Origin of the sequence: Calothrix sp. NIES-2100, assembly GCF_963875285.1 — a bacterium.
Lineage (GTDB): Bacteria > Cyanobacteriota > Cyanobacteriia > Cyanobacteriales > Nostocaceae > Aulosira.
Genome location: NZ_CAWNLA010000001.1, coordinates 8,224,805 through 8,250,680, shown reverse-complemented (window position 1 = coordinate 8,250,680; position 25,876 = coordinate 8,224,805). Strand labels below are relative to the sequence as shown.

20 protein-coding genes are annotated in these 25,876 nt (G+C 40.5%); 10 read left to right on the top strand and 10 right to left on the bottom strand.

Annotated features, from left to right (window positions below; genetic code table 11):
* Positions 1 to 83: 83 nt before the first annotated feature.
* Positions 84 to 209 carry a hypothetical protein gene (locus AACU32_RS33595; protein WP_339378498.1) on the top strand — a complete coding sequence of 42 codons (126 nt, stop codon included), beginning with the start codon at positions 84 to 86 and terminating at the stop codon, positions 207 to 209.
* Positions 210 to 420: 211 nt separating this feature from the next.
* Here the strand turns inward: AACU32_RS33595 and AACU32_RS33590 are convergent, their stop codons facing one another.
* The 4 genes from AACU32_RS33590 to AACU32_RS33575 all read right to left on the bottom strand — a co-directional run bounded on the left by AACU32_RS33590 (position 421) and on the right by AACU32_RS33575 (position 4,692).
* Positions 421 to 1,485, bottom strand: coding sequence for an AI-2E family transporter (locus AACU32_RS33590; RefSeq protein ID WP_096606358.1), 1,065 nt, complete (start codon positions 1,483 to 1,485; stop codon positions 421 to 423).
* A 233-nt stretch (positions 1,486 to 1,718) separates the two neighbouring features.
* Positions 1,719 to 3,152, bottom strand: coding sequence for a bifunctional orotidine-5'-phosphate decarboxylase/orotate phosphoribosyltransferase (locus AACU32_RS33585; protein WP_096606356.1), 1,434 nt, complete (start codon positions 3,150 to 3,152; stop codon positions 1,719 to 1,721).
* 183 nt (positions 3,153 to 3,335) lie between these two features.
* Entirely contained in the window at positions 3,336 to 4,058 is a 723-nt protein-coding gene (locus AACU32_RS33580) for a molybdopterin-dependent oxidoreductase (protein ID WP_096606354.1), read from the bottom strand.
* Positions 4,059 to 4,092: 34 nt separating this feature from the next.
* On the bottom strand, positions 4,093 to 4,692 hold the full coding sequence (locus AACU32_RS33575) for a cytochrome b/b6 domain-containing protein (protein ID WP_096606352.1): 600 nt from the start codon (positions 4,690 to 4,692) through the stop codon (positions 4,093 to 4,095).
* A gap of 216 nt (positions 4,693 to 4,908) precedes the next feature.
* On the opposite strand from AACU32_RS33575, the gene AACU32_RS33570 reads away from it, so the two are divergent.
* Entirely contained in the window at positions 4,909 to 5,058 is a 150-nt protein-coding gene (locus AACU32_RS33570; RefSeq protein WP_339378497.1) for a hypothetical protein, read from the top strand.
* Between the two features lie 772 nt (positions 5,059 to 5,830).
* Here the strand turns inward: AACU32_RS33570 and AACU32_RS33565 are convergent.
* Positions 5,831 to 6,139, bottom strand: coding sequence for a DUF3067 family protein (locus AACU32_RS33565; protein ID WP_096606348.1), 309 nt, complete (start codon positions 6,137 to 6,139; stop codon positions 5,831 to 5,833).
* A gap of 229 nt (positions 6,140 to 6,368) precedes the next feature.
* Between AACU32_RS33565 and petC the strand changes: the two genes are divergently transcribed.
* From petC to AACU32_RS33545, 4 genes are all read left to right on the top strand, one after another.
* Positions 6,369 to 6,908 (top strand): cytochrome b6-f complex iron-sulfur subunit, encoded by a 540-nt coding sequence (gene petC / locus AACU32_RS33560; RefSeq protein ID WP_096606346.1) that lies wholly within the window; start codon positions 6,369 to 6,371, stop codon positions 6,906 to 6,908.
* 120 nt (positions 6,909 to 7,028) lie between these two features.
* A complete protein-coding gene (gene petA / locus AACU32_RS33555) occupies positions 7,029 to 8,027 on the top strand; it encodes a cytochrome f (protein WP_096606344.1) in 999 nt (332 codons plus the stop codon).
* Positions 8,028 to 8,410: 383 nt separating this feature from the next.
* Positions 8,411 to 9,097, top strand: coding sequence for a Uma2 family endonuclease (locus AACU32_RS33550; RefSeq protein ID WP_096606342.1), 687 nt, complete (start codon positions 8,411 to 8,413; stop codon positions 9,095 to 9,097).
* A gap of 218 nt (positions 9,098 to 9,315) precedes the next feature.
* The gene (locus tag AACU32_RS33545) at positions 9,316 to 9,543 is read left to right on the top strand and encodes a photosystem II protein, Psb35-related (protein ID WP_096606340.1); all 228 of its coding nucleotides are present in this window, start codon (positions 9,316 to 9,318) and stop codon (positions 9,541 to 9,543) included.
* A 106-nt stretch (positions 9,544 to 9,649) separates the two neighbouring features.
* Here AACU32_RS33545 and AACU32_RS33540 read toward each other — a convergent pair whose 3' ends face one another.
* On the bottom strand, positions 9,650 to 9,790 hold the full coding sequence (locus tag AACU32_RS33540; RefSeq protein WP_339378496.1) for a hypothetical protein: 141 nt from the start codon (positions 9,788 to 9,790) through the stop codon (positions 9,650 to 9,652).
* Positions 9,791 to 10,345: 555 nt separating this feature from the next.
* Between AACU32_RS33540 and AACU32_RS33535 the strand changes: the two genes are divergently transcribed.
* Entirely contained in the window at positions 10,346 to 13,354 is a 3,009-nt protein-coding gene (locus AACU32_RS33535; RefSeq protein WP_096606338.1) for a peptidase domain-containing ABC transporter, read from the top strand.
* 222 nt (positions 13,355 to 13,576) lie between these two features.
* A complete protein-coding gene (locus AACU32_RS33530; RefSeq protein ID WP_096606336.1) occupies positions 13,577 to 15,163 on the top strand; it encodes an HlyD family efflux transporter periplasmic adaptor subunit in 1,587 nt (528 codons plus the stop codon).
* Between the two features lie 261 nt (positions 15,164 to 15,424).
* Here AACU32_RS33530 and AACU32_RS33525 read toward each other — a convergent pair whose 3' ends face one another.
* On the bottom strand, positions 15,425 to 15,565 hold the full coding sequence (locus AACU32_RS33525; protein WP_339378495.1) for a hypothetical protein: 141 nt from the start codon (positions 15,563 to 15,565) through the stop codon (positions 15,425 to 15,427).
* Positions 15,566 to 15,973: 408 nt separating this feature from the next.
* Here AACU32_RS33525 and AACU32_RS33520 point away from each other — a divergent pair, with 408 nt between their 5' ends.
* Positions 15,974 to 16,471 carry a DUF427 domain-containing protein gene (locus AACU32_RS33520; protein ID WP_096606334.1) on the top strand — a complete coding sequence of 166 codons (498 nt, stop codon included), beginning with the start codon at positions 15,974 to 15,976 and terminating at the stop codon, positions 16,469 to 16,471.
* 79 nt (positions 16,472 to 16,550) lie between these two features.
* On the top strand, positions 16,551 to 17,114 hold the full coding sequence (locus AACU32_RS33515) for a GrpB family protein (RefSeq protein WP_339378494.1): 564 nt from the start codon (positions 16,551 to 16,553) through the stop codon (positions 17,112 to 17,114).
* A 638-nt stretch (positions 17,115 to 17,752) separates the two neighbouring features.
* Here the strand turns inward: AACU32_RS33515 and AACU32_RS33510 are convergent.
* The 3 genes from AACU32_RS33510 to AACU32_RS33500 form a co-directional block, all read right to left on the bottom strand.
* A complete protein-coding gene (locus tag AACU32_RS33510) occupies positions 17,753 to 20,776 on the bottom strand; it encodes an NACHT domain-containing protein (RefSeq protein ID WP_096606332.1) in 3,024 nt (1,007 codons plus the stop codon).
* Between the two features lie 127 nt (positions 20,777 to 20,903).
* The gene (locus tag AACU32_RS33505) at positions 20,904 to 23,303 is read right to left on the bottom strand and encodes a spherulation-specific family 4 protein (protein ID WP_096606330.1); all 2,400 of its coding nucleotides are present in this window, start codon (positions 23,301 to 23,303) and stop codon (positions 20,904 to 20,906) included.
* Between the two features lie 866 nt (positions 23,304 to 24,169).
* Positions 24,170 to 25,771: an alkaline phosphatase D family protein gene (locus tag AACU32_RS33500; RefSeq protein WP_096606326.1), complete on the bottom strand. Its 1,602-nt coding sequence runs from the start codon at positions 25,769 to 25,771 to the stop codon at positions 24,170 to 24,172.
* Between the last annotated feature and the right edge of the window lie 105 nt (positions 25,772 to 25,876).

Sequence of the window (25,876 nt, the reverse complement as noted above, 5' to 3'; positions counted from 1 at the left end):
AAGTTCAGGGTTTTCTTGTAACTGTAAGTCTAGTTTGCTACTGTGTATGCAAATTAGTAATTTCTACTGCGATGTTGGATGGCATGATAATTGGCCATTATCGTAGGCATGGTAAAAGTTTAGTAGTGTGTAGTGATGCGATCGCGATCCAGTTCCAAATCCCAGATAAGGCGATTGCCCTAAGTTTTACCAATTCTCTGACTACTTGATTGCATATCTAGGTATCCAAGCACCAACACAGTAGAAGCGATCGCAGTTCTATTCTAATAGAAACAAGCAGTTGATTCAGTAATCAAGTATAAATTCAATTTTCATCAACTTGAAAGAATATATACTATAAGTACTTTTACTCTGTGACAGTTAGTAAAGGACTTTACGAGCCAGTAAAGAATTTTACGAACCAGTAAAGAACTTTATTGTTTACTTACACTCAATAGCATTGCTCTTAACATCAGATACAGACACAAAACCATCTGCTGCATCTTTGATAAAACCAGCTAGGGGTACTGCAATTAGCAAACCCAATAAGCCACCAATATAAGTTCCTACTAGTAAGGAAACGATCACCCATACAGGTCTAAGTCCTGTAAACCGCCCTAAAAGCCGGGGTGCGATCGCCTGATCAATTAACTGGTCGATGACTATAGCTACAGCAAAAATCTTTACTGCTAGCCAAAAATCATGTGAGGCTATGATTAAAGTCACTATCATCAAGCTAATAACATCACCAAAAGGAATCAAGCTGAAAATTCCAATTCCCAACCCAAAGAGTAAAGCAAACTGCACCTGAAACCCTACAAACATTAAAGTTTCCGAAACTCCCATCAGCAGTGATAAACTCACTTGACCAATTAAGTAATTTTGAAAATTTTGTTGCAGAGAATCTCTTACTTGTTGAGCAAAATCCCAAGGGAGTTTTTTAAATATTCCTTCCCAAATTCTTTGACCATCAATTAGTAGATAGAAAGTTAATACCACTGTTACTATAACTTCAGAAATGCTATCAATAGTATCTATAATAATACTTAATAAATGCTTCAATATATATTCTAATTCATCAGGTAAGTGATTATTTACTTGCGTTAATATTTCCCCCACATTAATTTTTAACTTTTGGCTCAAACTCGAATCTGTTAAAGTTTGGAATTTTGCCTCATTAGCATCAATCCATTGGGGTAGCAATTTAGCTATTTCATGAAATTGGTCTATGACAATCGGGGTTAAAATAATGCTTACAACAATTATAATTAGCAAGACAGGTATAAAAACTGCTCCTATTGCATAGCTACGTTTAACTCCCTGTTCCTGGAGATTGGAAACAGGATAGTTTAAAATGAAAGCAAACAAACTTGCTAATACCAAAACTGTAACTATTGGTTGAAAATAATCGAAAAACTGAAATGCTAGCCAACCATTAAGAAAAATCAAAGGAAATATTAGAGTTAAAATTAATATTTTAATTAATTGATTGAGTGAGATATTCATAATTATTTATCAGTGGTTAGGCAAATTCAAAGTTACGCTTGTAGGACAAAGAACCAAAAATTAAATCAGGTGTAATTAATTTTTTTGAGTCCTGCAAACTACTTAATAGTATAATGAAATGTATATGAAGAAATATAAATTATCAGCACGGCACATTAAATTGTTGACAGTGCGTTGTTGTGCAGTGTAACGCATCCTACATTTATTTCTTTATTTCATACTTCATCCTTCTACTAGCTTTCTTTAAAAGCTAAAAATTGTTCTTCATTAATCCGTCCCGCTTGATACAGAGTTTCTGTAATTTCGGAAATAGTTAAAACTGCGTAACTTTGGTAACCATTTTGCCTTAACTTATCTTTTACCCCCTGTTCATGGTCGATAAATACTACAAGATCATTAACATTTAGTCCCGCAGATTTCAATTTTTCTGCACCTTCCATCACACTTTTACCACTAATCAGAATATCATCCACAACCACAACAGTTTCACCTGGATGGAAGTTTCCCTCAATTACCTTGCGAGTTCCATGTGCTTTAACTTCCTTACGCGGAAAAATCATTGGACATTGTAAGCGTAAAGCTAAACCTGTGGCTGTGGGTAAAGAACCATAAGGAATACCAGCTATTCTATCAAAATTTAGGTTTTGCAAAATATTTTCATAAGCATTCAATACTTGATTAAAGACTTGAGGATTAGAAATAATTTTCCGTAAGTCTATATAATAAGGAAACGTTGCTCCTGAGGCTTGCACAAAATTACCAAACATAATGCAGCCAATATCATAAAGTTGTAAAATTAAATCTTGCTGCGGGTGTTGATTTAAAAAACACACGTCTGGTAGCCACACAGTACAGGTAGAATTATCGTCAGCAATATTAGTTTTAAATTGATTAATTTCTGCCCGTAAAGATTGGATTTCCAGCGATAATTGGGGGCTAGATAACATATCTTGAGGTACAGGAATCAGCAACCCATCACCGCTATCATTCAAGCCTGCTGCTAAAATTTGATTAAGATTGCTACCCTCTGCCCAAATACTACGAGCCATAATCATTCTTTCGGGTGCAATTGCTCGAATCAACCCCAAAACATCAGGATTTGTAGTTCCCACTTCTAATCCTAATTGCTCTGGAGTCCCCCAATTTTTTGATTCTTTTACCACCTGCAAATATAAAGGTGATTCTTTTGTCGGATATTGCTGTAAATTTTCTGCTCCGGGATTAGATGTACAGCACAAAATAAATACTGCATGATCGGGATAAACTAAAAATGGTGCCACATGATCTTGTCCGGTATAGGGGCTGAGTGTAATAGCATCAACTCCCCATTCTGTAAACACAGTCCGAGCAAAAATAGTACTAGTATTTAAGTCACTATGTTTAGCATCCAAAATAATTGGAATGTGGTTAGGAATAGCGGTTAAAGTTTTGTGTAATAGTTCTAAACCAGGAATACCTAATGCTTCATAAAAGCCTAATGTTGGCTTATAAGCGCAGACAAAATCAGCAGTTTCGGCAATAATAAATTGCAACCAATTCCACAAACCAGTCATGATATCTTGAGATTCATAGCGCGTGGGCATCATTTCTGGATTTGGATCAAGCCCAACAAAGAGTAAGCTTTGATTGCGGGCAATATTATCATGTAGTTTATCAAAAAATTTCATAGTTAATTTGTTATTTGTCAGTTGTCAGTTGTCAGTTGTCAGTTGTCATTTGTCATTTGTCCCCCGTGTCTCCCTTGTCCCCCTTGTCCCCCTTGTCCCCCTTGTCCCCCGGTTGGGAAATCTCGACTCCGCTCGATTACCGCGCAGTCGAACCACATCCCACTATGCATGGTGCTGACTTTTTTAAAGTCCTGCAAACCATTCGTAACCTTGGTCTTCCCAATAACCTTTAAAAGGTGATAAATAATTAGTGAGCGTAATTTGAGTCACCCATTTACTTTGCTTATATCCTAGTTTAATCGGCGAAGCTAAACGCAAAGGGGCACCATTATCAACTGGTAAAGGTTCACCGTTTTTTTGATAAGCTAATAAAGTTTGGGGATGTAACACCGATGCTATATCCCAACTTTCATAGTAGCCGTCGGCTGATTTAAAATAAGCATACTTGACATTAGCTTTAGGTTGGGCAAGAGCAATTATTTCTTGCATACGTATACCACCCCACTGCACGATCGCCGCCCATCCTTCTACACAAACATGGCGAATAATCATCGACGTTAGAGGTAAAGTCTGAATTTCTTTCATGCTCAGACTGAGAGGATTATTGACTTCACCATCAACAATTAAACGATACTTTTGTTGGTCTATAATGGGAGTAGCTCTAAAGGTATTAACTATTAACGCTTCTGGTTGAATTTGGCTAGGGGAAAATTCCGGTACAGGCTTTTGAGGATTAAATATCAACGCTTCCACCCTTTGATTTAGCGGTTCGGAAAGTTTACCCACCAAATCTTCAAAACTTGGTGTACCACAGCCACCAAGTAGAAAACTCACGCCGGATAATCCAGAAATTTGTAAAAATTGACGGCGTGTCAATTGCAGACGATGACTGCGAATTAAACCCATATTCAAAAATCCTCCGACAGCCAGAACAGCGATTTCACCAAAACATAGATTCTGTAAGTTGCTCACCCCCAGCTTTCCGTCCTAGTAAATAATGCGCGATCGCAAATACAATCAATATGGGGACTGAACAAAAGTGAGCAATTCGCAGTCCTTGCCAACTACCAAATATATTTACTATCCAATAAAATTGTGCTGGCTTATACATGCCTATCCCAGTAAATATTGCTAGGAGTAAGATAGGGATAATTGCTGTATAAACAATGCGATGCCAAGCATAAATCAGCCGTCGAGAATTGTGACTTTTTTGTAACGCTTTGAAATCGTTAACACCCACAAATCTATGTCGCCAGCGTCGGGTAATTAAAATGTAAATTCCATACCACAATAAGTTCAAAGAAAATAACCACATGGCGAAAAAATGCCAGTGTCTACCCCCAGCCAGCCAAGCCCCTAATGTAAATATGGGCGAAATGTGTAAACCTGCTCGTCCACCAAAAACTGGATTAGCATTATAAATTTGCAGTCCACTGGTAAGCATGATGAACAAGCTAATGATATTTCCAGAGTGGAAAACCTTAGCTCCTATTGCTTGATTTGGTAACTTGCGTCCTTTAGAGGGAATGGTCGAACTCATATAGCAATCCTAAATCATTCGTGAACTACAATATCTTCTTTTTCTGTAAGAAGTTGCAGATTTGAGAGCTTACTGATTTTCACAAATCAAATAGGGCTGTTATGGTTGGGGATTCTTTCGCCAAGAAACCGCAAGACTTCTCAAAGTTAAGAGAGTTACTGCTTGTGTTTCTGTGGTTCAAAATTTTTGCTCACACAAAATCAGAGGCAGGAAAATATGAAAAACTCCACCCACGGATCGGAGTTTTGGGCATGGGGAATAGGGCATGGGGAAGAGTCACCAATGCCCAATGCTCAATGTCCCAAGCGACGGGAAGAACAACCTCGTCAAGCCGCAAGGGGATGGAGTTTCCCGTCGCTTACATAAATCAAAGCGTCTTCCCCTACCCAAGTCTGAGTTTTTATCGTACAGCTATTTGCTTTATACTTAATGCAAAAAAATAATATTTAGTCAAAAAATAATGTAATAAATCGATACAACATATCAGCTTTGGGAAGATTTGTACACTCCAAAAAGAAAGATGATCTCTATGGAGAGTATGTCTAAATTATTTATATATGGTAAACACCTGGTATATCTGGAGGCTTGGTCAAACCAAGCCTTTTTTATGTTTTTAGTATTTAAACATACTTATAGAATATTTATGTATCGTCAAATTTTGAAACAGCTAGGATTTTAAGCAAGTAGTTTTCTAGCAGGTTTTGGCATATTTGGATACATCCCCTAGGATGATGATCTGTTATCAGAGTAGCTCTAAATTATTTTAGTACGTTGTTAAGCACAGCAATGATCGAGGTTTGGCTCGCGACCAAACCTTTTTCTCTCCAGAAGCCAGGTGATTTTTTATCAGTTTTATGACTATTTGCACACATCCTCTAGGATGATGAAGTCTCAGCAGAGTAAGTCTAAATTAGGCTTGGTGTAGTAAATGCTTGGTATATACAGAGGCTTGGTTAAACCAAGCCTTTTTCATGATTGTCATTAGTCATTAGTCAATAGTCATTAGTCCTCCTTGTCCTCCTTGTCTTCCTTGTCCCCTCTGCCCCTCATCTCCTTATTCCTCACATAACTAGCAACTCACTACCAATCTTTGTGTTGGCTGTGGCAGTTAAAGGCTGGGAATTTTGGTAAAATCTGGTCATAATATCCATTCAGAGGAGCGCTCACCCAAATCTAGGGGAATGCTCACCGCTTTACCTAGTCGCGGACGCTCGCGTGTTTGTATAATAAATGTCTGTACCTGGGAAGCGCCACCCAAAGCATGAAGATAATTGGCAATGCTATCTAGATGGGCTTGGTACTCGTCCTCGCTCAAGGGAAAAGAGGCTTGCTCTAGATATTTCCACATGACTTGCAGAAATATTTTCCCTTGGGAGCGCCGCAACTGCACATCGTAAGAATATCCCCACTTATCAACCAACAGTTGACGTAATTCCTGTCCTGTCATAGGTTGTCTCAATTAGATTTTACATTTAGTTATGATGTTAAGTTCCGTAACTCAAGTATGATAAGGATATAAAGAAATGTAATGCTAACAGAAAAGATGCTAGAAATATCTTGGAACAGAGAAGTATGGCATTTTTGTGGGCGTTAGCATTTCGACTTAGATAAGAGTTGCTCACCTACTAGTACTCTTATCAAAATGCTTAACAAAATACACAAAGAGCGCGTAGATTATGGCTCAATTTTCTGAATCAGCAGACGTGCCCGATATGGGGCGTCGTCAATTCATGAATCTGCTCACTTTTGGCACTGTCACTGGAGTAGCTCTGGGAGTATTGTATCCAGTAGTCAAGTACTTTATTCCGCCAGCAGCCGGTGGTGCAGGTGGTGGTGCAACGGCAAAAGATGAGCTGGGCAACGATGTTAGCGTCAGCAAATTTCTAGCAAGCCATAATGTAGGCGATCGCGCCCTAGTTCAGGGACTCAAGGGCGACCCCACTTATCTTGTTGTAGAAAGCAAAGAAGCGATCGGCGATTACGGCATTAATGCCATCTGCACCCACCTCGGTTGTGTTGTCCCCTGGAATGTGGCGGAGAACAAATTTAAATGTCCTTGTCACGGTTCCCAATACGACGCAACTGGCAAAGTTGTCCGGGGCCCTGCACCTCTGTCTTTGGCTTTGGCACATACCAATGTCCAAGACGATAAAGTCGTCGTTAGTCCTTGGACTGAAACCGACTTCCGCACCGGCGAAGAACCTTGGTGGGCTTAATTATTTTTGTCAATGGTCAGTGGTCAGTGGTCAGTTGTTGACTTTCCACTGACAAATGACACATGACCAATGACAAATGACTAATGACTAATTCATGAGAGAATCGTTGCCCTTATAGAGATGAGAAATGCTTCAACAGCGAGGTTAACTCGCAGTACCAGAGCAATAGTCAAAACATTGCTCATCGCGATCGCTACTGTGACATTTTACTTCACCAGCGATTTAGCCCTGCCACAATCTGCTGCTGCCTATCCTTTCTGGGCCCAGCAAACCTATCCAGAAACCCCCCGCGAACCGACTGGGCGAATTGTTTGCGCCAACTGTCACCTAGCGGCTAAGCCGACAGAAGTGGAAGTTCCCCAATCAGTGCTACCTGACACTGTGTTCAAAGCTGTGGTGAAAATCCCCTACGATACCAGCGTCCAGCAGGTAGGTGCTGATGGTTCTAAAGTCGGCTTAAACGTTGGTGCGGTATTGATGCTACCCGAAGGCTTCAAAATTGCTCCTGAAGACCGCATTTCCGAAGAACTCAAAGAGGAAGTTGGCGACACTTACTTCCAAACTTACAGCGAAGATAAAGAAAATGTCGTCATCGTCGGCCCCTTACCTGGTGAACAGTATCAGGAAATTGTCTTCCCAGTTCTCTCTCCCAACCCCGCAACTGATAAAAATATCCACTTCGGTAAATATTCAGTTCACGTAGGTGGTAACCGGGGACGGGGACAGGTTTACCCAACTGGTGAAAAGAGCAACAACTCTGTTTATAACGCTTCTGCTGCTGGTACAATCACCAAGATTGCCAAAGAGGAAGATGGAGACGGTAACGTCAAATATGTACTGAGCATCAAAACCGATTCTGGTGAAGTTGTCTCTGAAACAATTCCCTTAGGCCCAGAACTGATTATTTCTGAAGGGCAAACTGTAAAAGCCGGTGATGCTTTGACTAACAATCCCAACGTTGGTGGATTTGGTCAACGAGATGCAGAAATTGTATTGCAAGATGCCAGTCGCGTCAAATGGTTGATTGCATTCATCGCTCTTGTGATGATGGCTCAAGTCATGCTGGTGTTGAAGAAGAAGCAGGTTGAGAAAGTCCAAGCTGCTGAGATGAATTTCTAAATTATTTTTGAATTCATTTATTTTAAGACAGGCAGATTGCCTGTCTTTTTTTATCACAAATCAGCAGCAAACAGAGAAGCTATAGCAATTTGCAAAAATAATGCAACAAATAAATTGTAGGGGCGGTGTCTCCCCCAGCTTGACGACAATGCATGTGTTGGAAACATTATTTGAATTGATATTAGTGTTCACATGTCGAATGAAGAATATGAAACTATTTGCAATGCTATTCAATTAGGTCTTCAAGCTCTGGGAGTAGAAAATTATCATCAAGTCTATTCGTTCATAACATCTAACTAATAATAAAATTACACCTGACAAATTTACTGAATAATTCAAGTGCTAAATTAAATTTAAAACCAGCTAAGTTGAGGTATCCAGCCATGACAGCCTCAGTAGAATATATTCCGATTACGCCAATTGAATATCCAGAAGAGGACGGTAAGCCAATGGCTGAAGGCGATTTACAGCGTAAGTATTTGGTTTATGCTACAGATGTTCTGGAAATTTATTTCCAAAACCGTCCTGATGTTTACGTTTCTGGAAATTTATTTGTCTACTACGAACAAGGAAATCCAGAATCAGTTGTGGCTCCAGATGTATTTGTGGTATTTGGTGTTGATAATAAGGAACGCCGCTCTTATAAAACCTGGGAAGAACAAGATAAAACCCCAGATTTTGTTTTAGAGATTACTTCAAAAACCACCCGCAGCAAAGACCAGGGAGCAAAGAAAGGAATTTATGCGTTTTTGGGAGTGCGTGAATATTTCCAATATGACCCTACAGGCGATTATCTCACGCCCCAACTCCAAGGTTTACGCTTAGTCGAGGGCAATTATTTCCCAGTCGCAGCCAATACTCTGACAGATGGTACAGTTTCTTTAACTAGTGAAGTTTTGAGTTTAGAGTTACGGCTAGATGCTCTTAAACTGCGCTTTTACGAATCAGTAACGGGTCGAAAACTCTTAACTCATGAAGAGGAAGTTACAGCACGACAAGCCGCAGAAGAGAAAGCGCAAAAATTAGCCGCTAAACTCCGAGAATTAAATATTGACCCAGATAACCTTTGACATCTCCCCTCCTTGAAAGAGATGGGATTCTCAAAGGATGTCACGCCTCGGTCTCAAAACACGAGGCTTCACTTGTTTTACTAATGACAGTCTCAGCACTGGTGTGGATTACCCTACTTTCCCTATCGGTAAGCACGATTGTTTGCATATTGCAAGTTTTGTAACGCTAAAGTTATATTTATTTACACAATGTTACATAAATTAAACAGAGGTCAAAAATGACTATCTTAACTGCATTATTGGTTGTGGGTTGGTTAGCAGTTTCAGTGATCGGCACTCAGGCGTATTTTATGGGAGAGCAAAGCAAGCCCATCCACGAGCGTAACTGGCGTTCCGAGTCTTTTGAAAAATTGGCGAAGTCGATTACAGGCCAAGATACCGACTATAGTGAACGTACTCCTGCCTATGCAATGAATGCCTATATCAGCCGCAATTTGCCCCGATAATGGCTGATGAGAATTAACACAAATACAACCCCCAGCCCTATTTTTGGGGGTTTGCTTTACAAAAACTTCAAATGATTGACGTAATGTGAAGAATCAGTTAAATTTATTAATATAAGCTTACAAAGCTAACAAACAAAAATATTGAAACTACGACAACGCTGAAGAAAATCTGACATTTGGGTATTTCGGAGCTTTCTTCTTTTACCTCGGCAAGCGCAGCCGAGGTTTTATTTTGGTCAATGGTCATTGGTCAATGGTCATTGGTCATTGGTCATTGGTCATTGGTCAACTGTCAACTGTCAACAGTCAAAAGTGTTTACAACTGACAACTGACAACTGACAACTGACTAAGGACTAATTTAGGTAGATACCCTAAAGACATTAAGCGTTAAGCAAGTAAAAATTGATTTGTATTAAGCATCTGTAATCACTCCAGAAAGCTCCAGAAATACTGAGAGACAATCTGGAGTTTCTTTATTAAGAGCATGGTAACATAAACGAGTTTGCAGAAGCGATCGCCCAAATTCAGTATAAGTACTGCAATTTAAAAACCACCTGTAACTAATTAGTCTACAAATATTAACCCAATCTGACTTTGGGGATTATATTGGGCTAATAGGTAACTATCATCAATCAATTAACCACCAAAATGGCATTGAGAGCAACTATTTTAAGTAAAATTTCGCAAACAATGTAACTTTTACCCTGCATAATGTGTAGTATGCCATGAGATATCTTTCTCAGGGCTGAGTAGCCAATTACCAATAAGCAAAACGTATATTAAACTGATTACTATAACGGCATGACTTATATTAAGAACGCCTTTGAAGAATTTCTGCGCAGTATCGAAGGCTTTGACCAATTACCTAATGAGGAAATCGTCAATCTCTCACAACAGCTACAAGCTTGGCGCTACCGTATAGGTCAAAAGATTATCGGGAAAGAAGTAATTCCCGACCGAATAACAATCATTTATGAAGGACAAGTACGCCTTTTAGGATACGATCCGCAAACGCAAATGCCAGTAACCTTGAAGTTACTGCAACCAGGAGAGTTCCTAGGGGAAATCGGGTTTTTGCGTCAGGTTGCATGTGAAACAGCGATCGCATCCACAGAACTAGTCTGTTTAACCTTCAGTACAGTTGAATATTTACGGCTACTCTCTTCATACCCAGCTTTTGCTAATCTTCGCAAGAACCGCCCGCATATTATTGAAGTCTTTGATGTCATCGGTTGGCAATTAGAAAAGCAAGCTTTAGCCAGTGCTAATCTCAAAGAACTCTCAGAACAAGCTTTACCAGAAGCGAAAGTACATTACCTCCCTCCCGGAAAAAGCCCATTTAACCAACTAAATTATCAAAGTAGCTGGTTTGTCAGTGGTAGCGGTACAGTCAAGAGTTTCGTCACTGGTTCGCGCTTACAATTGATTGATGGTGGAAAAATCGAAGTTGAAGGGCCAAATTCTGTACGTCTAGTCGGTTTAGATCCATCAGATTTGTACTTCCTGGGTGATGAGCCGGAACCAGAGCCAGTAACTGACAGCCAACCTCAACAGAGATTCTCACTCGACTCAATAGATATTCCCTACGCCTCTGTAGAAGAAGTTTCACAACCAGCAGTTGGCTCAAAAGGTAAACAAAAAAACCAAAAATTTCCGTTTTACCGGGGAAATGGGGAAATAAATGCCACATTTGCCTGTTTCCAAATGCTCTTGAAGCACCTACAAATTCCGTTTCGCCGGGAAGTAGTGCGCCGCATCTTAACAGAGCAAATGAGAAAACAAGGTACTCTCTCATTTCAGCTTTGTGCTTATCTGTCAGAGTTAATCGGACTCAAGGCTCATCTGGTAGATATCCCCGCCACCTCGATCACAAGGATTCCTACACCAGCATTGGTTCGCTATGGTGATAGTTATGCAGTGTTATATGCAGCAGATGCAAATGGTGTAGTTGTAGGTGTCCCATCTCAAGGCATACTCCGCTGTAAACCAGCTGAACTAATAGCTGGATTAGAGGTTGATGAAAGCAAAATGCCGCCTCATGTGCGGGTATTGCTGGTGTCGCCTACCAAAGAAACCCCCCAAGAACGGTTTGGGTTACGGTGGTTTGTTCCCTATTTATCACGTCACCGCCGTGTACTAATAGAAGTTTTTGTCGCTTCATTTTTTGTGCAATTGGCAGCCTTAGCTAACCCACTAGTTATTCAGCTAATTATTGATAAAGTCATAGTTCAAAATAGCATTAATACGTTGAATGTATTGGGAGTACTGCTATTAGTAGTCGGTATATTTGAAGCAGTGTTAACCACATTGCGGACATACTTATTTGTCGATACTACCAACCGCATTGATATGAGTTTGGGGTCGGAAATTATCGACCACTTACTTCGCCTACCACTACGATATTTTGAAAAGCGGCCAGTCGGTGAATTGTCAACTCGGATTAACGAATTAGAAAATATCCGGCAATTTCTCACAGGTACAGCTTTAACAGTGGGATTAGATGCAGTATTTTCGGTGGTTTATATCATCGTCATGCTGTTTTATAGTTGGCAACTCACCCTAGTAGGTTTGGGCACAATTCCCGTGTTTGTGATTATCACTTTAATTGCTTCTCCCACTGTTAGTAGACAGTTACGGGGCAAAGCCGAACGCAACGCGGAAACTCAATCTTATTTAGTTGAGGTGATGTCCGGGATTCAAACAGTGAAAGCGCAAAATATCGAATTGCGATCGCGCTTTTCCTGGCAAGAACGTTATGCGCGTTATGTAGCCGCTGGCTTTAAAACTGTTGTCACCTCTACCCTAGCTAACTCTACGAGTAACTTTCTCAATAAACTCAGTAGTTTACTAGTTTTGTGGGTAGGAGCTTATTTGGTACTGAAGGGTGAATTAACCTTAGGGGAATTAATCGCTTTTAGAATTATCTCCGGCTACGTCACCAGCCCAATATTGCGTTTGGCTCAACTGTGGCAAAACTTCCAAGAAACAGCCTTATCTTTAGAGCGGTTGAGCGATATTGTTGATACCCCAGAAGAAGCAGAAACCAATCGCGACAACATCCCCTTACCTGCGATTGTCGGCTCAGTGAAATATGAAAATGTTTCCTTCCGCTTTGCCGCTAGTGGGCCGCTGCAACTTTCTAGTGTCAGTGTGGAAATTCCGGCTGGACAATTTGTCGGCATTGTCGGACAAAGTGGATCTGGGAAAAGTACGATGATGAAATTACTGCTGAGACTTTATGATGTCGAGGCGGGCAGAATTTTAATTGATGGTTATGATATTGGCAAAGTAGAACTATATTCATTGCGACGACAGCTGGGTGTAGTACCGCAAGATCCACTGTTGTTTGACGGTACAGTTCAGGAAAACATCGCTTTAACCAACCCGGAAGCAACAACCGAAGAAATTATCGAAGCCGCTCGCATCGCCGTAGCCCACGAATTTATAATGGGGCTACCTAACGGTTACAATACCCGTGTGGGTGAAAGGGGTGCAGCACTGTCCGGTGGACAAAGACAAAGAATTGCGATCGCGCGCTCGATTCTGCAACGACCAAAGTTATTAGTCTTAGATGAAGCAACTAGCGCTCTAGATTACCCCACAGAGCGACAAGTTTGTCTGAATTTAGCTCAAGACTTTAAAGGAACTACGGTATTCTTTATTACTCACCGCCTGAATACTGTGAGTAATGCAGATAGAATTATTGTGATGGATAGTGGCAGAATCACAGAACAAGGAAGTCATCAAGAGTTAATGGCTGCTAAAGGGCATTATTTTTACCTTTATCAGCAGCAAGAAGTCAACCTGTAATCAATCAGTTATCAGTTTTTCAGGCATAACTTAATCACTGATAACTGATAACTGATAACTAAGTAAGTAGGCGATTGCACACAACTATATTACAAAAGGTAAACACGCTGGAAACTCTTAGCAATGACAAATAACTAATGACAAATGACGACCCTAGCCACTATTTTCATTACGCCGACCTAACTTAAATAAACAAATACTAATTCAAAATCTAAAATCCCTATGACTCAACTTAATGGTAATAACTTTAACAGCACAAATGGCAGCGGAAGGCAGAATAACCAAGTACAGACAGATTCACGACGAGTAATCACAACTGATGCCAAACCTGTAAAAGAGTCTGCATTGAACTTCCAAGACGCTAACTTTGAGCAAGCAGTTGTACTGCGTCAATCTCCAGTTTGGTCACGCACAATTATGGCATCCCTCATGGCCTTAGCTGTCTTTGGGATTGCTTGGGCTTGTTTAGCGAAAATCGAGCAAGTAGTACCAGCCGCAGGACAATTAAAGCCAGAAGGAACAGTTAAAGACGTGCAAGCTCCTGTAAGTGGAGTGGTGAAAGAAGTTTTTGTCAGAGATGGTCAAGATGTCAAAGCTGGAGATTTACTACTGACTTTTGATTCTATAGCCACCCGTGCTGAATTAAATAGTTTAAATCAAATTCGCGCTGCAATAAATCAAGAAAACCAAATTTATCGCCGCTTGATGGGAGCAAGTTTTGCCACAACATCTGAATTAGAATTTTTGCGTAGTAGATTACCGCAAGACACAGCTTTTCTGCTGAAAAGTCGAGCAGCGTTAGTTTCTGAAAATGAATTGTTACGGAATCAATTGAAAAAAGATGGTGCAGAATCAGGACTAGGAATTGATGAGCAACAACGTCTATCAGTAGCCAAAAAAGAATTAGATTCGCGCTCTTTAGCAGCACAGTTGGAAGTTGAAAAAACTCGGAAGCAACTATCGCAAACTACATTCAAAAAGCAGGATACTCAAAATAGTTTAGCTATCCAACAAAAGATTTTATCGAAAATCAAAATCTTAGCAGAAGAAGGTGGTATTTCGCAACTTCAGTATCTTAATCAGCAACAACAAGTACAAAATTTGAGTGCAGAAGTAGCGCAGTTAGGAGAAGAAGAAAAACGCCTCCAATTCGATATCCAAAAAGGACAGCAGCAGTTAACAAATACCGTAGCAGCTTCCGATCAAAGCATTTTAGAAAGAATCTCTCAAAACAAACAGCGGATTGCTGAGATCGATAGCCAATTCATGAAAGTGATCCTGGAAAATGAACAGCGTTTGGCAGATGTTAATAGCAAAATTGCCCAAAGCAGGCAGAATGTCAAATACCAGGAACTGCGCGCTCCTGTCAGTGGGACTATTTTTGATTTGCAAGCGAAAAACGCAGGATTTGTGGCTAATCCCACGGAAAAACTGATGCAAATTGTGCCTAATGAAAAATACATTGCAGAAGTTTTCATTACCAACAAAGATATTGGTTTCGTGCGGAAAGATATGAAGGTTGATGTCAGAATTGATTCCTTTCCTTTCAGCGAATTTGGTGATATTAAAGGAAAAGTTGTCGAAATTGGTTCTGATGCATTACCTCCAGATCAAACACATCAGTTTTACCGCTTTCCAGCACGAGTTAGTTTAGATAAACAATCATTAACAATTAAAGGTAAAACAGTCAACTTACAGTCTGGTATGTCGATCACTGCTAATATTAAAGTTCGCGAAGAACGTACAGTGATGAGTCTATTTACTGAGTTGTTTACCAAACAGGTTGATAGTCTTAAGGAAGTACGTTAGACAATATATACTCATCTGGCTGGTCATTGATTTAGGTCGGTTTTGATGTGTGCAATTAAAGGTGAAATCAATGTGAATTGCTGGGACTCAATTAGTACAGCCAAATAATTAAGTTTTGCCTGAATTTTTGTCAGGACTTTAGTCCTTGATTTTTTGACTAAAGTCCTCTCAAAAGACCTCTTACTAGCTTGCTTCCCCGCAGGGGTACACTACAATTCATCAAAACTAATGGGACACACCATTAGCTTGTTGATGGCGCTTTCAAGCTTTTTGCTTGTATTGCTTGGAGCGTTTTGTATCTTTTAATTCCTCTGCTGTTTTGGCGATCGCTAATTCTGTGTTTCCTAAATTGAGCGAAACAGTTTTTTCCTTTTCCCCCCTTTCCCCTGTTTCCCAAAACATTTCTTAATATAGTTAGTGTATTTCCGTTGGTCTACTGAGTTGAGTTTGAGGCTGTGGTGATATCAACCATTTTTCCCCGACTGAAGCCGTCTCTCCCTACAAAAAATGTTCCATTTCCGACGGACTAATCGCACTCTGTGTCAAATTCAACCCCAAAATTTTCATCCTGTAAAATTCGTTCTTTGAGTGAGAAAGATTGTTTCTTATGACCACAATTTGAGCAGCGATCGCGAAATCATATCGCCCACTGAGTACAGACTATAGTGAACATTGCTATGTCTTTACAATAAGGTGGTTCAAATACGTGAAATGGCACAATCACTATATGCAGCATCAAAATAATGACATAGACTGTTAGAATGTTTACTCTCAACGCTATTTCTAAATTTTGAATTTTGAATTGTAATTATGGTTCATCCTCAACGCATCGAACCCTCTCCCGGACAAGAGTCAGTTTGGGATTATCCTCGTCCACCACGCCTTGAGGATACCAACAAACATATTCAGATTATTTTCAACGGGGTAACGATTGTAGATACGCATTCTGCCAAGCGTGTTTTAGAAACTAGCCACCCACCTTCATACTATATTCCTCCAGCCGATATCAAAATGGAATACCTTTTTCCGACACCACAATCTAGCTTTTGTGAGTGGAAAGGACGCGCTCTTTATTATAATATTCGTGTTAGTGATAAAGAAGTCCAGAATGCTGCTTGGTTTTATCCCAATCCTACGCCAGCTTTTGCATCTATGGAAAATTATGTAGCTTTTTACGCTCATATAATGGATGCTTGCTATGTTGATGGGGAAAAAGTACAACCGCAACCTGGGAACTTTTATGGGGGTTGGATTACCAGTGATATAGTTGGGCCTTTTAAGGGTGTTCCTGGTAGTTGGGGATGGTAATAATGAATGATGAATTATCTTGATATAAGTTTAGTGTGAGCGGAGAATTTAGACCTCAAGCAAAACAGGTTTCAATTTTATGGCAATTTTGAATAGGGAATTTTCCAAGTCTCTGATGAAAGTAGAAGTTGTGCCCCATGATCCAACATGGCGTGGTAAGTTTGAAGATGAAGCCAAGCTGATTGCCCTAGCACTTGGTGATAATGTAGTTGATATTCATCATATTGGTAGTACTTCAATTCCTACCATCCATGCTAAACCTATCATTGATATATTAGTTCAGGTTAAAGACATCGCCAAGGTAGATGAGCAAAGTTCAGCGATGACTGCATTAGGTTATGAAATTATGGGTGAGTTTGGTCTTCCTGGTCGTCGTTTCTTCCGTAAGCATAACGATCAAGGAATTAGGACGCATCATGTTCACATCTTCAAGATTAACGTTTTTGAAGTCCAAAGACACCTAGCATTTCGAGATTACATGATTGCACATCCCGATGATGCACTCAAATACAGTGACTTGAAGCGTAAATTAGCAAAGCAGTACCCAGAAGATATCCAAGGATATGTGGATGGGAAAGACGGATTTATCAAGGAGATGGAAAGAAAAGCAATACAATGGAAGCGATCGCTTAAACTTAGCTAACACCAATTTTCTGGAAGTTGGCTAGCAGATATGATGTTCTAGTGAAGACTGTCAATTATCATTTGTCGTTGGTCAATAAATTCTAGATTTTGGGTTATAGAGTATGAACTATAGACTATTTCCAGTTTCTCATAACTCCTTGAAGACTGCTATTGAGGGGTAATACCCCTCTACATATTATGAATATAGCCGTGTAAAATGAAACTGGGTTTAAAGAAATATTTTGATTTTAATCCTGCTCAGATAATTTTGAGTAGGATGTTTTATTTATATTAATTATTTATTAATCATAATTTAGTGCCGATTATTAAAAAAAATAAGCGATTGCCAACAAGATTAATATTTGTAAATTATTTGGAAATTGTCCGGATGAGAAAATTGATATATTAAATTACATTTTTGATTGAAATTATTGCGTCCAAGGTACGAGCAAGAAAATTAAATTGCTAAAGTCTGTATATTTACTGAGGAATAAATTAAGTAAAAGGCAGGTTGTCCTACCTTTTACTTAAGCTTAACAATCCATCTCTCTAAAATATCTCATTATTTAGTGACATTGCTATGACAACATTATGTCATCAATGCGGCCGCAGCAGGCTATGGGATTCCGCTGCTAAATCTTACAGGCTTCTGTCATTTCATCGATGCCAAATCTGATAAAACTCTAAATAATCCATATTGTCTGCACAGTGCCAAATAAGTTTATAACAGTCTCGGCATCGTTCTACTTCATAAGTGGTGAATTGCTCACAGCAACAATTTTTCAAAGATGCGATCGCTTCTGGTAACTGTTCATGGAGAAGGATTTCTTTTAAATTTTCTGCTGTACGTTTGCGAAGTGTGTCACTGGTGGTTGATTTGAGCAGCTGCAATAAAGTTTTGAGTGCAACCAAATTACCAGGATTCAGCTGCGCCAATTTATAAGCCCTTCGTCTTTGGGTATCTTCATTTTCTGATATGGCGATACCTTGGAGTAATTCTGCAATCTGGGAATTGAGAGAGTAATAATTCGATGATGGGGGTTTGGCTTTTCGCTTACGTCTTCTATTTTTGGGAAATCCTGAAGGGACAGAAGTTACGAAGTGAGATAACTTATCGCTATGAAGGGTGGCTAAATTTTCTAGTGCTTGTCGGCTTTGGGATGGATCAGTTGCAGATGCTGCGATTTTCTCTAGTGTGGAGATAGCAATAATATTTTTCGTATCGATTTTGCCTAAACTATAAGCCACTTTGCGACGGGTAGATTCACTCTTGGTAGAGGCGATAATTTCCACCAAAGCCGCGATCGCAATTTTATTACCTGGATCAACTTTTCCTAAACTATACGCCGCTGAAAAGCGAAGTGATTCATAGCGAACAGTTTGGAGAATTTTTTCTAATCCGGCGATCGCAATTTTATTACCTGGATCGAAGACTTTACCCAAGCTGTAAGCCGCATTCCAAATGTCAAACTCGTTTTGGCTAGAGGTAACGAATTGTTCTAAAGCTGCGATCGCTTTTGGGCGATCGGTTTTTAATAACGCCACCCGCGCACATTCTACAATTGGTGCGGGATATCTCCACGGCTTTTGGTTGGGAAACTCGCAATAACCAAAACGCCACTCTATTAATTGCTGAACAATTTCCAGAGCTTTTTGGCAATCTGTAAACTCAGCAATTCCTTGTGCTGCCACAAAATAAGCTTGATAACTATAATACCCCCCACAATCATCAGCAAATTCAATTAATGCTTGGATAAATTCTTCCTTGTGGGCTTGGGGAATGTCATCCCTACCCAACCACAGTAAAATTACCTCTCGCCATTGGGGGGCGAAAATGCGGTAACTGGGGGATAAGGGAGAATGAGGGGGGATATTACTGTTATGTAATGTATGATTTAAAAAAAAATGCCAATCAGTAATAGCTTGGGCAGCAAAATACTCTTGAAAGGTTGTATGGTAAAAAGCATAGACTTTTTCGCCCTGAGTTTCTGATATGCCTACGTGATTCAACCAGCCTAACTGTAGTGCTAATTGAAACAATCCATCATCAGCAGCGCCTAAAACTTGAGAGATAAAGCGATGTCGCAACCGAAACTTAGTTTTTTCTTGAGAAATAGCTAAAAGTGCCAATTTTCCTAAAGCCTGATTTAACTGTTGTCGCTGGGTGGAAGATGTGGGAAAGCGATCCTGTTTCCATTCGTAAATTGACTCGACAAACTGCTCATATAGCATTGCTTTGGTTGTCGGTAATCGTCCTTGCGCTAACCCCCAAGTGCGGCACAATAGAGCTAATCGCAGAGGATTTTTCACCGCATCCTTCAGCCGTCGCCGTTCTGGTTGCTCTAACTCGGCTTGTAAACTCACTGCGCAATCTGGATTATCCTGAAACCACCGCCGAATAAACTGTCCGACTTGGTTGCACGAATTATTGGAACTTACAGAAAAATTTTCACCATAGCTATCACCATAACTAAAATTGAGGTTGCGATAGGTGTGAAAAGATTGCAACGCATTCTTACCGCCATCCCAAACATTTAGCCGACAAGTCAAAATTACCCTAGCATCTGCTACCCAACCGATGAGATAACTGGCAATTTTCGTTAAAGCTTGGCTAGATTCCAAAGCCATTTCATCGACTGCATCCAAAAATAACCAAACTCGCCCTTGATTAAACTGTTCGCAGAATGCTTCCTCAATTTCTGCTGTGACACGTAGCTTGCGAATCGCCGCAGGTAGCCAATCTTGAATTAAGTACTGCTCTAAAGTTTTACCTTGTAAGTCTGCCAAATCAATCCAGATGGGCAAATCTTCAGTATTATCTAACACCCAAGCAGCAATCTTTTGTAGCAAAGTAGTTTTGCCGGCTCCTGGTTCGCCGACAATCGCAATGCGCTGGCTTTCTTGTTCTATTAGTAGTTGTTGCAGAAATTCCTGATGATTGAAAATATCAGTAATTTCCGCATCTTCCGGTTCATATAATCGCGAACCGTCTTGCGGACTCACATCACCACCGTAACGCCGACGATGTTTGCGTTCCACTAATTCCAAAGGGACATACACCTGTTCCAATTCAAAACTGACACCATCAGCACTAGTGAGAGGATTAGTTGTCAACCGTTGGTGATTTTGCGCCGTTAAAGCATGACGACAAAGTTGCTTCCAGTCTGGGTGTGAGGGAGATGAGGAAGATGAGGGAGAAAGATTGCTACCTTGTCCCCCTTGTCCCCTTCCCCCCTTATCCCCTTCCCCTGCTACCTGCTTCGACTTCTGTGGGCGGCGACTTTCCCATTCAATATCAAATTGTTGTAAATTGGCTTCTGTATCTAGGCGTTTATGCCAGAGATTGAGGGTAAAATGCCAAGTTTCCGAACCACCGCGAGATGGGCGATTATCTTCTAAAATTTCTAAGAAATCTGCAAACCGATTTAAGGCTTCTTTAATTTGTTCGGCGTTTAATTGACTGTCCCCTGGTGCTAAAGTTGTCAAAGCTTGCAAAAATCTGACCTTAGTCCTGATAACTAGGCGATGTTCAGACAACCAACGAGTTTGGATTTGGGGACGGAGAGCATCTAAAGTAGCTTCATCCCTACAGTCTAGGGCATCATTAGCATAAGCCAATAACACCTCCAATAAGCGCCGCGATCGCTTTTTTGCTTCTGGGCCATAACTCGGTCTTGCCATCGCTGTATTTTTAAGACTGGACAAAGTTCGGAGAATTATCTCAGTCTAGCAACTTCCCCATGCTGTCTCAGTCTCATTTTATTTTGGAGAATTTGTCTGCACCTTGAAAGGCGTACTGACTATTGCCCTAGACAAATATAGTATTTTGTGATGTTGCTAAAGCATCTTGCACCACAGCAATCAAATCATTACCCTGGTAAATTAGCGAGTCTAATATCCCTGTATTACCATATGTACTAGATTCATAGGTAAAAGTGTATTCATTGACATAGAGAGAGCTTTTCAACTGAAGCACATCGCCTTGAGAGGCGTTAAAATCGGTGATCTTGGCATAACTTGGGCCAATGTAAAGATAAGTCGATGCGTCTCCCAAAACAAATCTGTCAGCCCCAGTATTACCTGTCAAGGTATCTATCTCGCTGCTAGTGACTGAAGAACCTCCGCCAGTGAGGGTATCATTACCAGAACCACCATCGAGAATGTCATTCCCACTATCACCATAGAGTTTGTCGTTATTGCTACCGCCTTTGAGAGTATCGTTATTATTTCCGCCATAAAGTAAGTCATTATCAGCACCACCTATTAGCAGATCGTTACCGTTTCCGCCTTGAAGAGAGTCGTTCCCATCAAAACCAAGTAGGGTATCATTGCCATCGCCGCCATTGAGAGTATCATTTCCTGTCTGCGGGCCATGATTGGGATTGATCACTGCTGTAATGGGTACTTTAGCGTTAGCAGCAGCTACTTCATCCCAAAGATAGCTGGAACTATACCAATTAGGATAGGCGTAGAGTGGCAGTAAAACATTTAGATTGCTAGCAGCAGGCAAAGAATCAATATAATCTATCTCTTGTTGCCAGTAAGTAGGTAGTCTATCCCAAGGATTTCCATCTGCGCCATCGTCTGTAACATAGACATAGCCAACATTGCGATTCACAGCCAGGTCGATATAGTTTTTCATTACCGCTGGATCGGCTACAGAATACATCAGGCTGGAAAATCGGTTGGAGTTATAGCCGCTAGGTGGGTTTGTGGCTTCACTCCAACCCGTGTTACTCTCAAAAATGACTAAGTTGGCATTAGGTAATTTGGACAAATAACCTGTGTCTGGTTTAGTACCGTGATTGAGAATTACTTTGTTTAGTTTGCTGGTTTTGATGACATAGTCGTGTAACTCTTTGTAGTAGTTCACCTGACTAGCATTAGAAGCAGCTTCATCAAAAAAGATACTATTGACGTTGTAGTAGTCTTGGTATAAATCGATATCAGCTTTAACTTCTTCAATATCGCGTTTACCGTAATCTGTCCAGACGTAGCCTGCGATCGCCACACCAGCAGCTCGCAAATCCGCCAAACCTTTAATATAGTCACTATTGGGAGTACTTCCCCCTTTCAAAAGCTCGCTTTGATTAGTACCATTGAGTACATCATTCCCAGCACCGCCTACAAGTTCTACTTTATTGGTAGCTGCTAGGGAGACATAGACGTTATCTAGCCCAAAACCGACAATATCAGCATGACCGTCGCCGTTGACATCAGCTACTTGGCGAGGAGTGGCATTTTGACTTGTCCATGTACTATTGCTCGTATAGTTGTTTATCCCGACTCGGGGAGTAGCAAAAGTACCATTGCTATTAGCTAGCGAAATATAGACGTTATCTAGCCCAAAACCGACAATATCAGCCCGACCATCGCCATTGATATCAGCTAGTTGGCGGGGAGTGAGATTCTGACTCGTCCAATTATTTTTAGGTGTAAAGTAGTTTTTAATACCAACAATAGGATTAGCAAAAGTGCCGTTGCTTTTACCGAGGAAAACCCAGACATCAGTTGCAGCAAAACTGACAATATCGGCGCGACCATCACCATTGACATCACCTAGCAAGCGGGGATAGCTATCTTGACTGACCAATCCCCCATTGTTAGCGGTAAAGCCAACAATGGGATTGCCAAAGGTGCCATTGCTGTTGCCTAATGAGACATATATGTTATCTAAGCCAAAACCGACAATATCGGCGCGACCGTCGCCGTTGACATCAGCTAGTTGGCGGGGATGGCTATCCTGAGTTATCCATCCGCCATCGTTAACTGTAAAGCTATCTGAGCGACCGATAAAGGGATTGCCAAAAGTGCCATTGCTATTGCCTAATGAGACATAGACGTTATCTAAGCCAAAACCGACAATATCGGCACGACCATCACCATTGACATCAGCTAGCTGACGAGGATAGCGATCCTGAGTTGACCATCCACCATCGTTAATTGTAAAGATATCCGAACGAGCAACAATCGGATTGCCAAAAGTGCTATTGCTGTTACCTAGTGAGACATAGACATCATCTAGACCGAAAGCAACGATATCGGCGCGACCATCACCGTTGACATCAGCTAGCTGGCGGAAATAGCCATCCTGAGTTGTCCATCCGCCATCGTTAACTGTAAAGATATCCGAACGACCGATCAGCGGTTGAGCAAAGAACGGTTCTTTCCATAAGTATAATTTGGTGATATTGAGTGGTGTAATCATGCTTTTTGTTTATTGTTCATTTATTGATATAGCGGTTCTCAATTGCATAGAATACAGATCATTCGTAGGGGCACAGTACTGCTGTGCCCTCCTGTGTATTGCATCCAAACGAGAACCGCTATAAGTGAAAGCAAATCATTTTTGAAGTGAAGTTTTTTATAAATTATATAATGTGGGATTTTCCCGAAATAAACCACATCTATTTTGAGAACCATAGTTTTAAAAGTAGTGGGAGCATCTTGCTCCCTGCGCTTCGTAGCGGGCATATTGCCCGCACTACTCCAGGTTTCAAAATGGACGAGGTTTAAATATAAAGCGTCTGAAATTATTTAAAAAATATTAATTTTCACCTCAATCAATTCTCAATTGTTGATTTTTGTACATGTTGCTTTAAAGTAGATTTCTTTATTTTAAGTGAAAATCTCACAAGATCCTCTCCTACTAACTATGAACGATGGATAAACCTAAGCTTTAATTAGTGTACCAGTTGCCTAAGTCCGAACTGTTATATTATTTTTTTGTGAAGATGTAATTCATATTAATAAAGTCAGCATAAAGAATACCAAGGATTGCCAGTGAGAGATGAGCATGATGAAGGGTTTAGCAATGCTAAACCCCCTACGAAAAATGTAATTTATAAAAATAAACACATCTTTGGTATTTTTGTCAATACTAAAGTTTAATTGATTAGCCCTTTCAAGGTGGATAAAAATTATCTCACCATGAATTATTCTGTGTCGCTGTGGTTAAATGAATTATTTTTAAACCGCAGATGACGCTCCAGAGCGCAAAGAGAAAAAAGATTTTTTGAGTCACATTAAAAGGGCTGATCAATTTCAAATTTTGAGAGAATTGATATCAGCGATTTATTTTTCTGGGGGTAAATCAATACTGTAAAGAGTGTCACCTTTCAAGTTATGCAACCCTACTGTCATCACGGTTGTATAACTATTAATTTTGACTGTACCAAAGAATTGCAAACCTTCACTGGGGGGACGATTTGCTTTCAAATCTGGGGGAATGCTGAGAAACTTCACTTGCGGGCCAAAGGTATTGTCAAGTTGGTTAGGCCCAAAAGTTCCAGCGTTGAGAGGCCCAGCAACAAATTCCCAAAAAGGCTTGAAGTCGGTAAACTGTGCTTTACCTGGATCGTAATAGTGGGCGGCGGCGTAATGTACGTCAGCTGTTAACCAAACAACGTTCTTGATATAGTTGCGTTTAATAAACCGTAGTAAGTCAGCAAGTTCAAGTTCTCTTCCTAAAGCTGGGCCATCTCCATTCGCCCAAGCTTCAAAGTCAGTGCTACCATCTCGAACTACAAGCCCTAAAGGCATATCACTAGCAATTACTTTCCAGGTAGCTTTTGATTGCTGCAATTGCTTTTTCAACCATCGAATTTGTTTTGTGTCTAAAAATTCTGTGTCTTGACTTTGTACTGTTTGGCGATTATTGGTGTTTTTCCCTCGATAGGTACGCTCATCAAGCATGAAAATTTCTAGTAATGGCCCATAGCTGAAAGAGCGATAAATTTTTGTTTTATCTGTTGGATCGCCGTTATAGCGAATAGGCATATATTCTAAAAATGCTTGTCTTCCCCTTTGGGCTAGTAAAGAAGCATCTTTAACTGTGTAGCGATTGTCATTAAGAAGAATTTCTCCAGGATACCAATTGTTAGTTACTTCGTGGTCATCCCACTGCGATAGGATGGGAACTTCAGCGTTAAACCGTCTGACGTTTTCATCCATTAAATTGTAGATATAGTTGCCACGAAATTCTGCGAGAGTTTCTGCAACTTTCGATTTTTCTGGTGTGGTGATATTTTTCCAAATTGTGCCGTCGTCGAAGGTTACTTGCGATGGAATTGGGCCATCAGCGTAAATATTATCGCCGGAATGGATGAAAAAGTCGGGATTCATTTTCCGCATGGTTTCGTAAATTTTCATCCCGCCGAAATCTGGATTAATACCCCATCCTTGACCGGCTGTATCTCCACCCCAAGCAAAGAATATATCTTTTCTATTTTTGGCGGGAGTGCGGAAAGTACCTGTAACGGGAACGCTGGAGATTTTTTTATCAGCTAAATTTTGGAAAATTACCCGATAAAATATCTGTTCACCTGGGGGTAAGTTGTCAAGACTTAGCCGTGCTGTAAAGTCGCTATCTTCTAAAGCATTCGGCCCGATCGCACGCTGCACATTACGAAAAGATTCGCTAGTAGAGTATTCTACAATCATCCTTGCGGGGCGATCGCTTTTACTCCAAATCAGGGCGCTATCATTGCTGATATCTCCGCAGGCTACACCATAAGGTACACCAGGACGCATCTTTTCCGATGTAATGATTGCAGGCGCTTGGCCGAAAACTCTTGATTGGGATAAAAGATTGCTAGCGACAATTCCACCGCCTGTGATAGCTGAAGTTAGCAAGAATTGGCGACGGTTTAGCTGCTGTGAAGGTTTGGATTCCATAAAATTTTCTGAGTTGTTGACTGTTGACTGTTGACAGGTAAAACTTATATTTTTCACAACACAAATAGGATTGCTAGAGCAAAATCTAGCAATTACAAAGTTGGA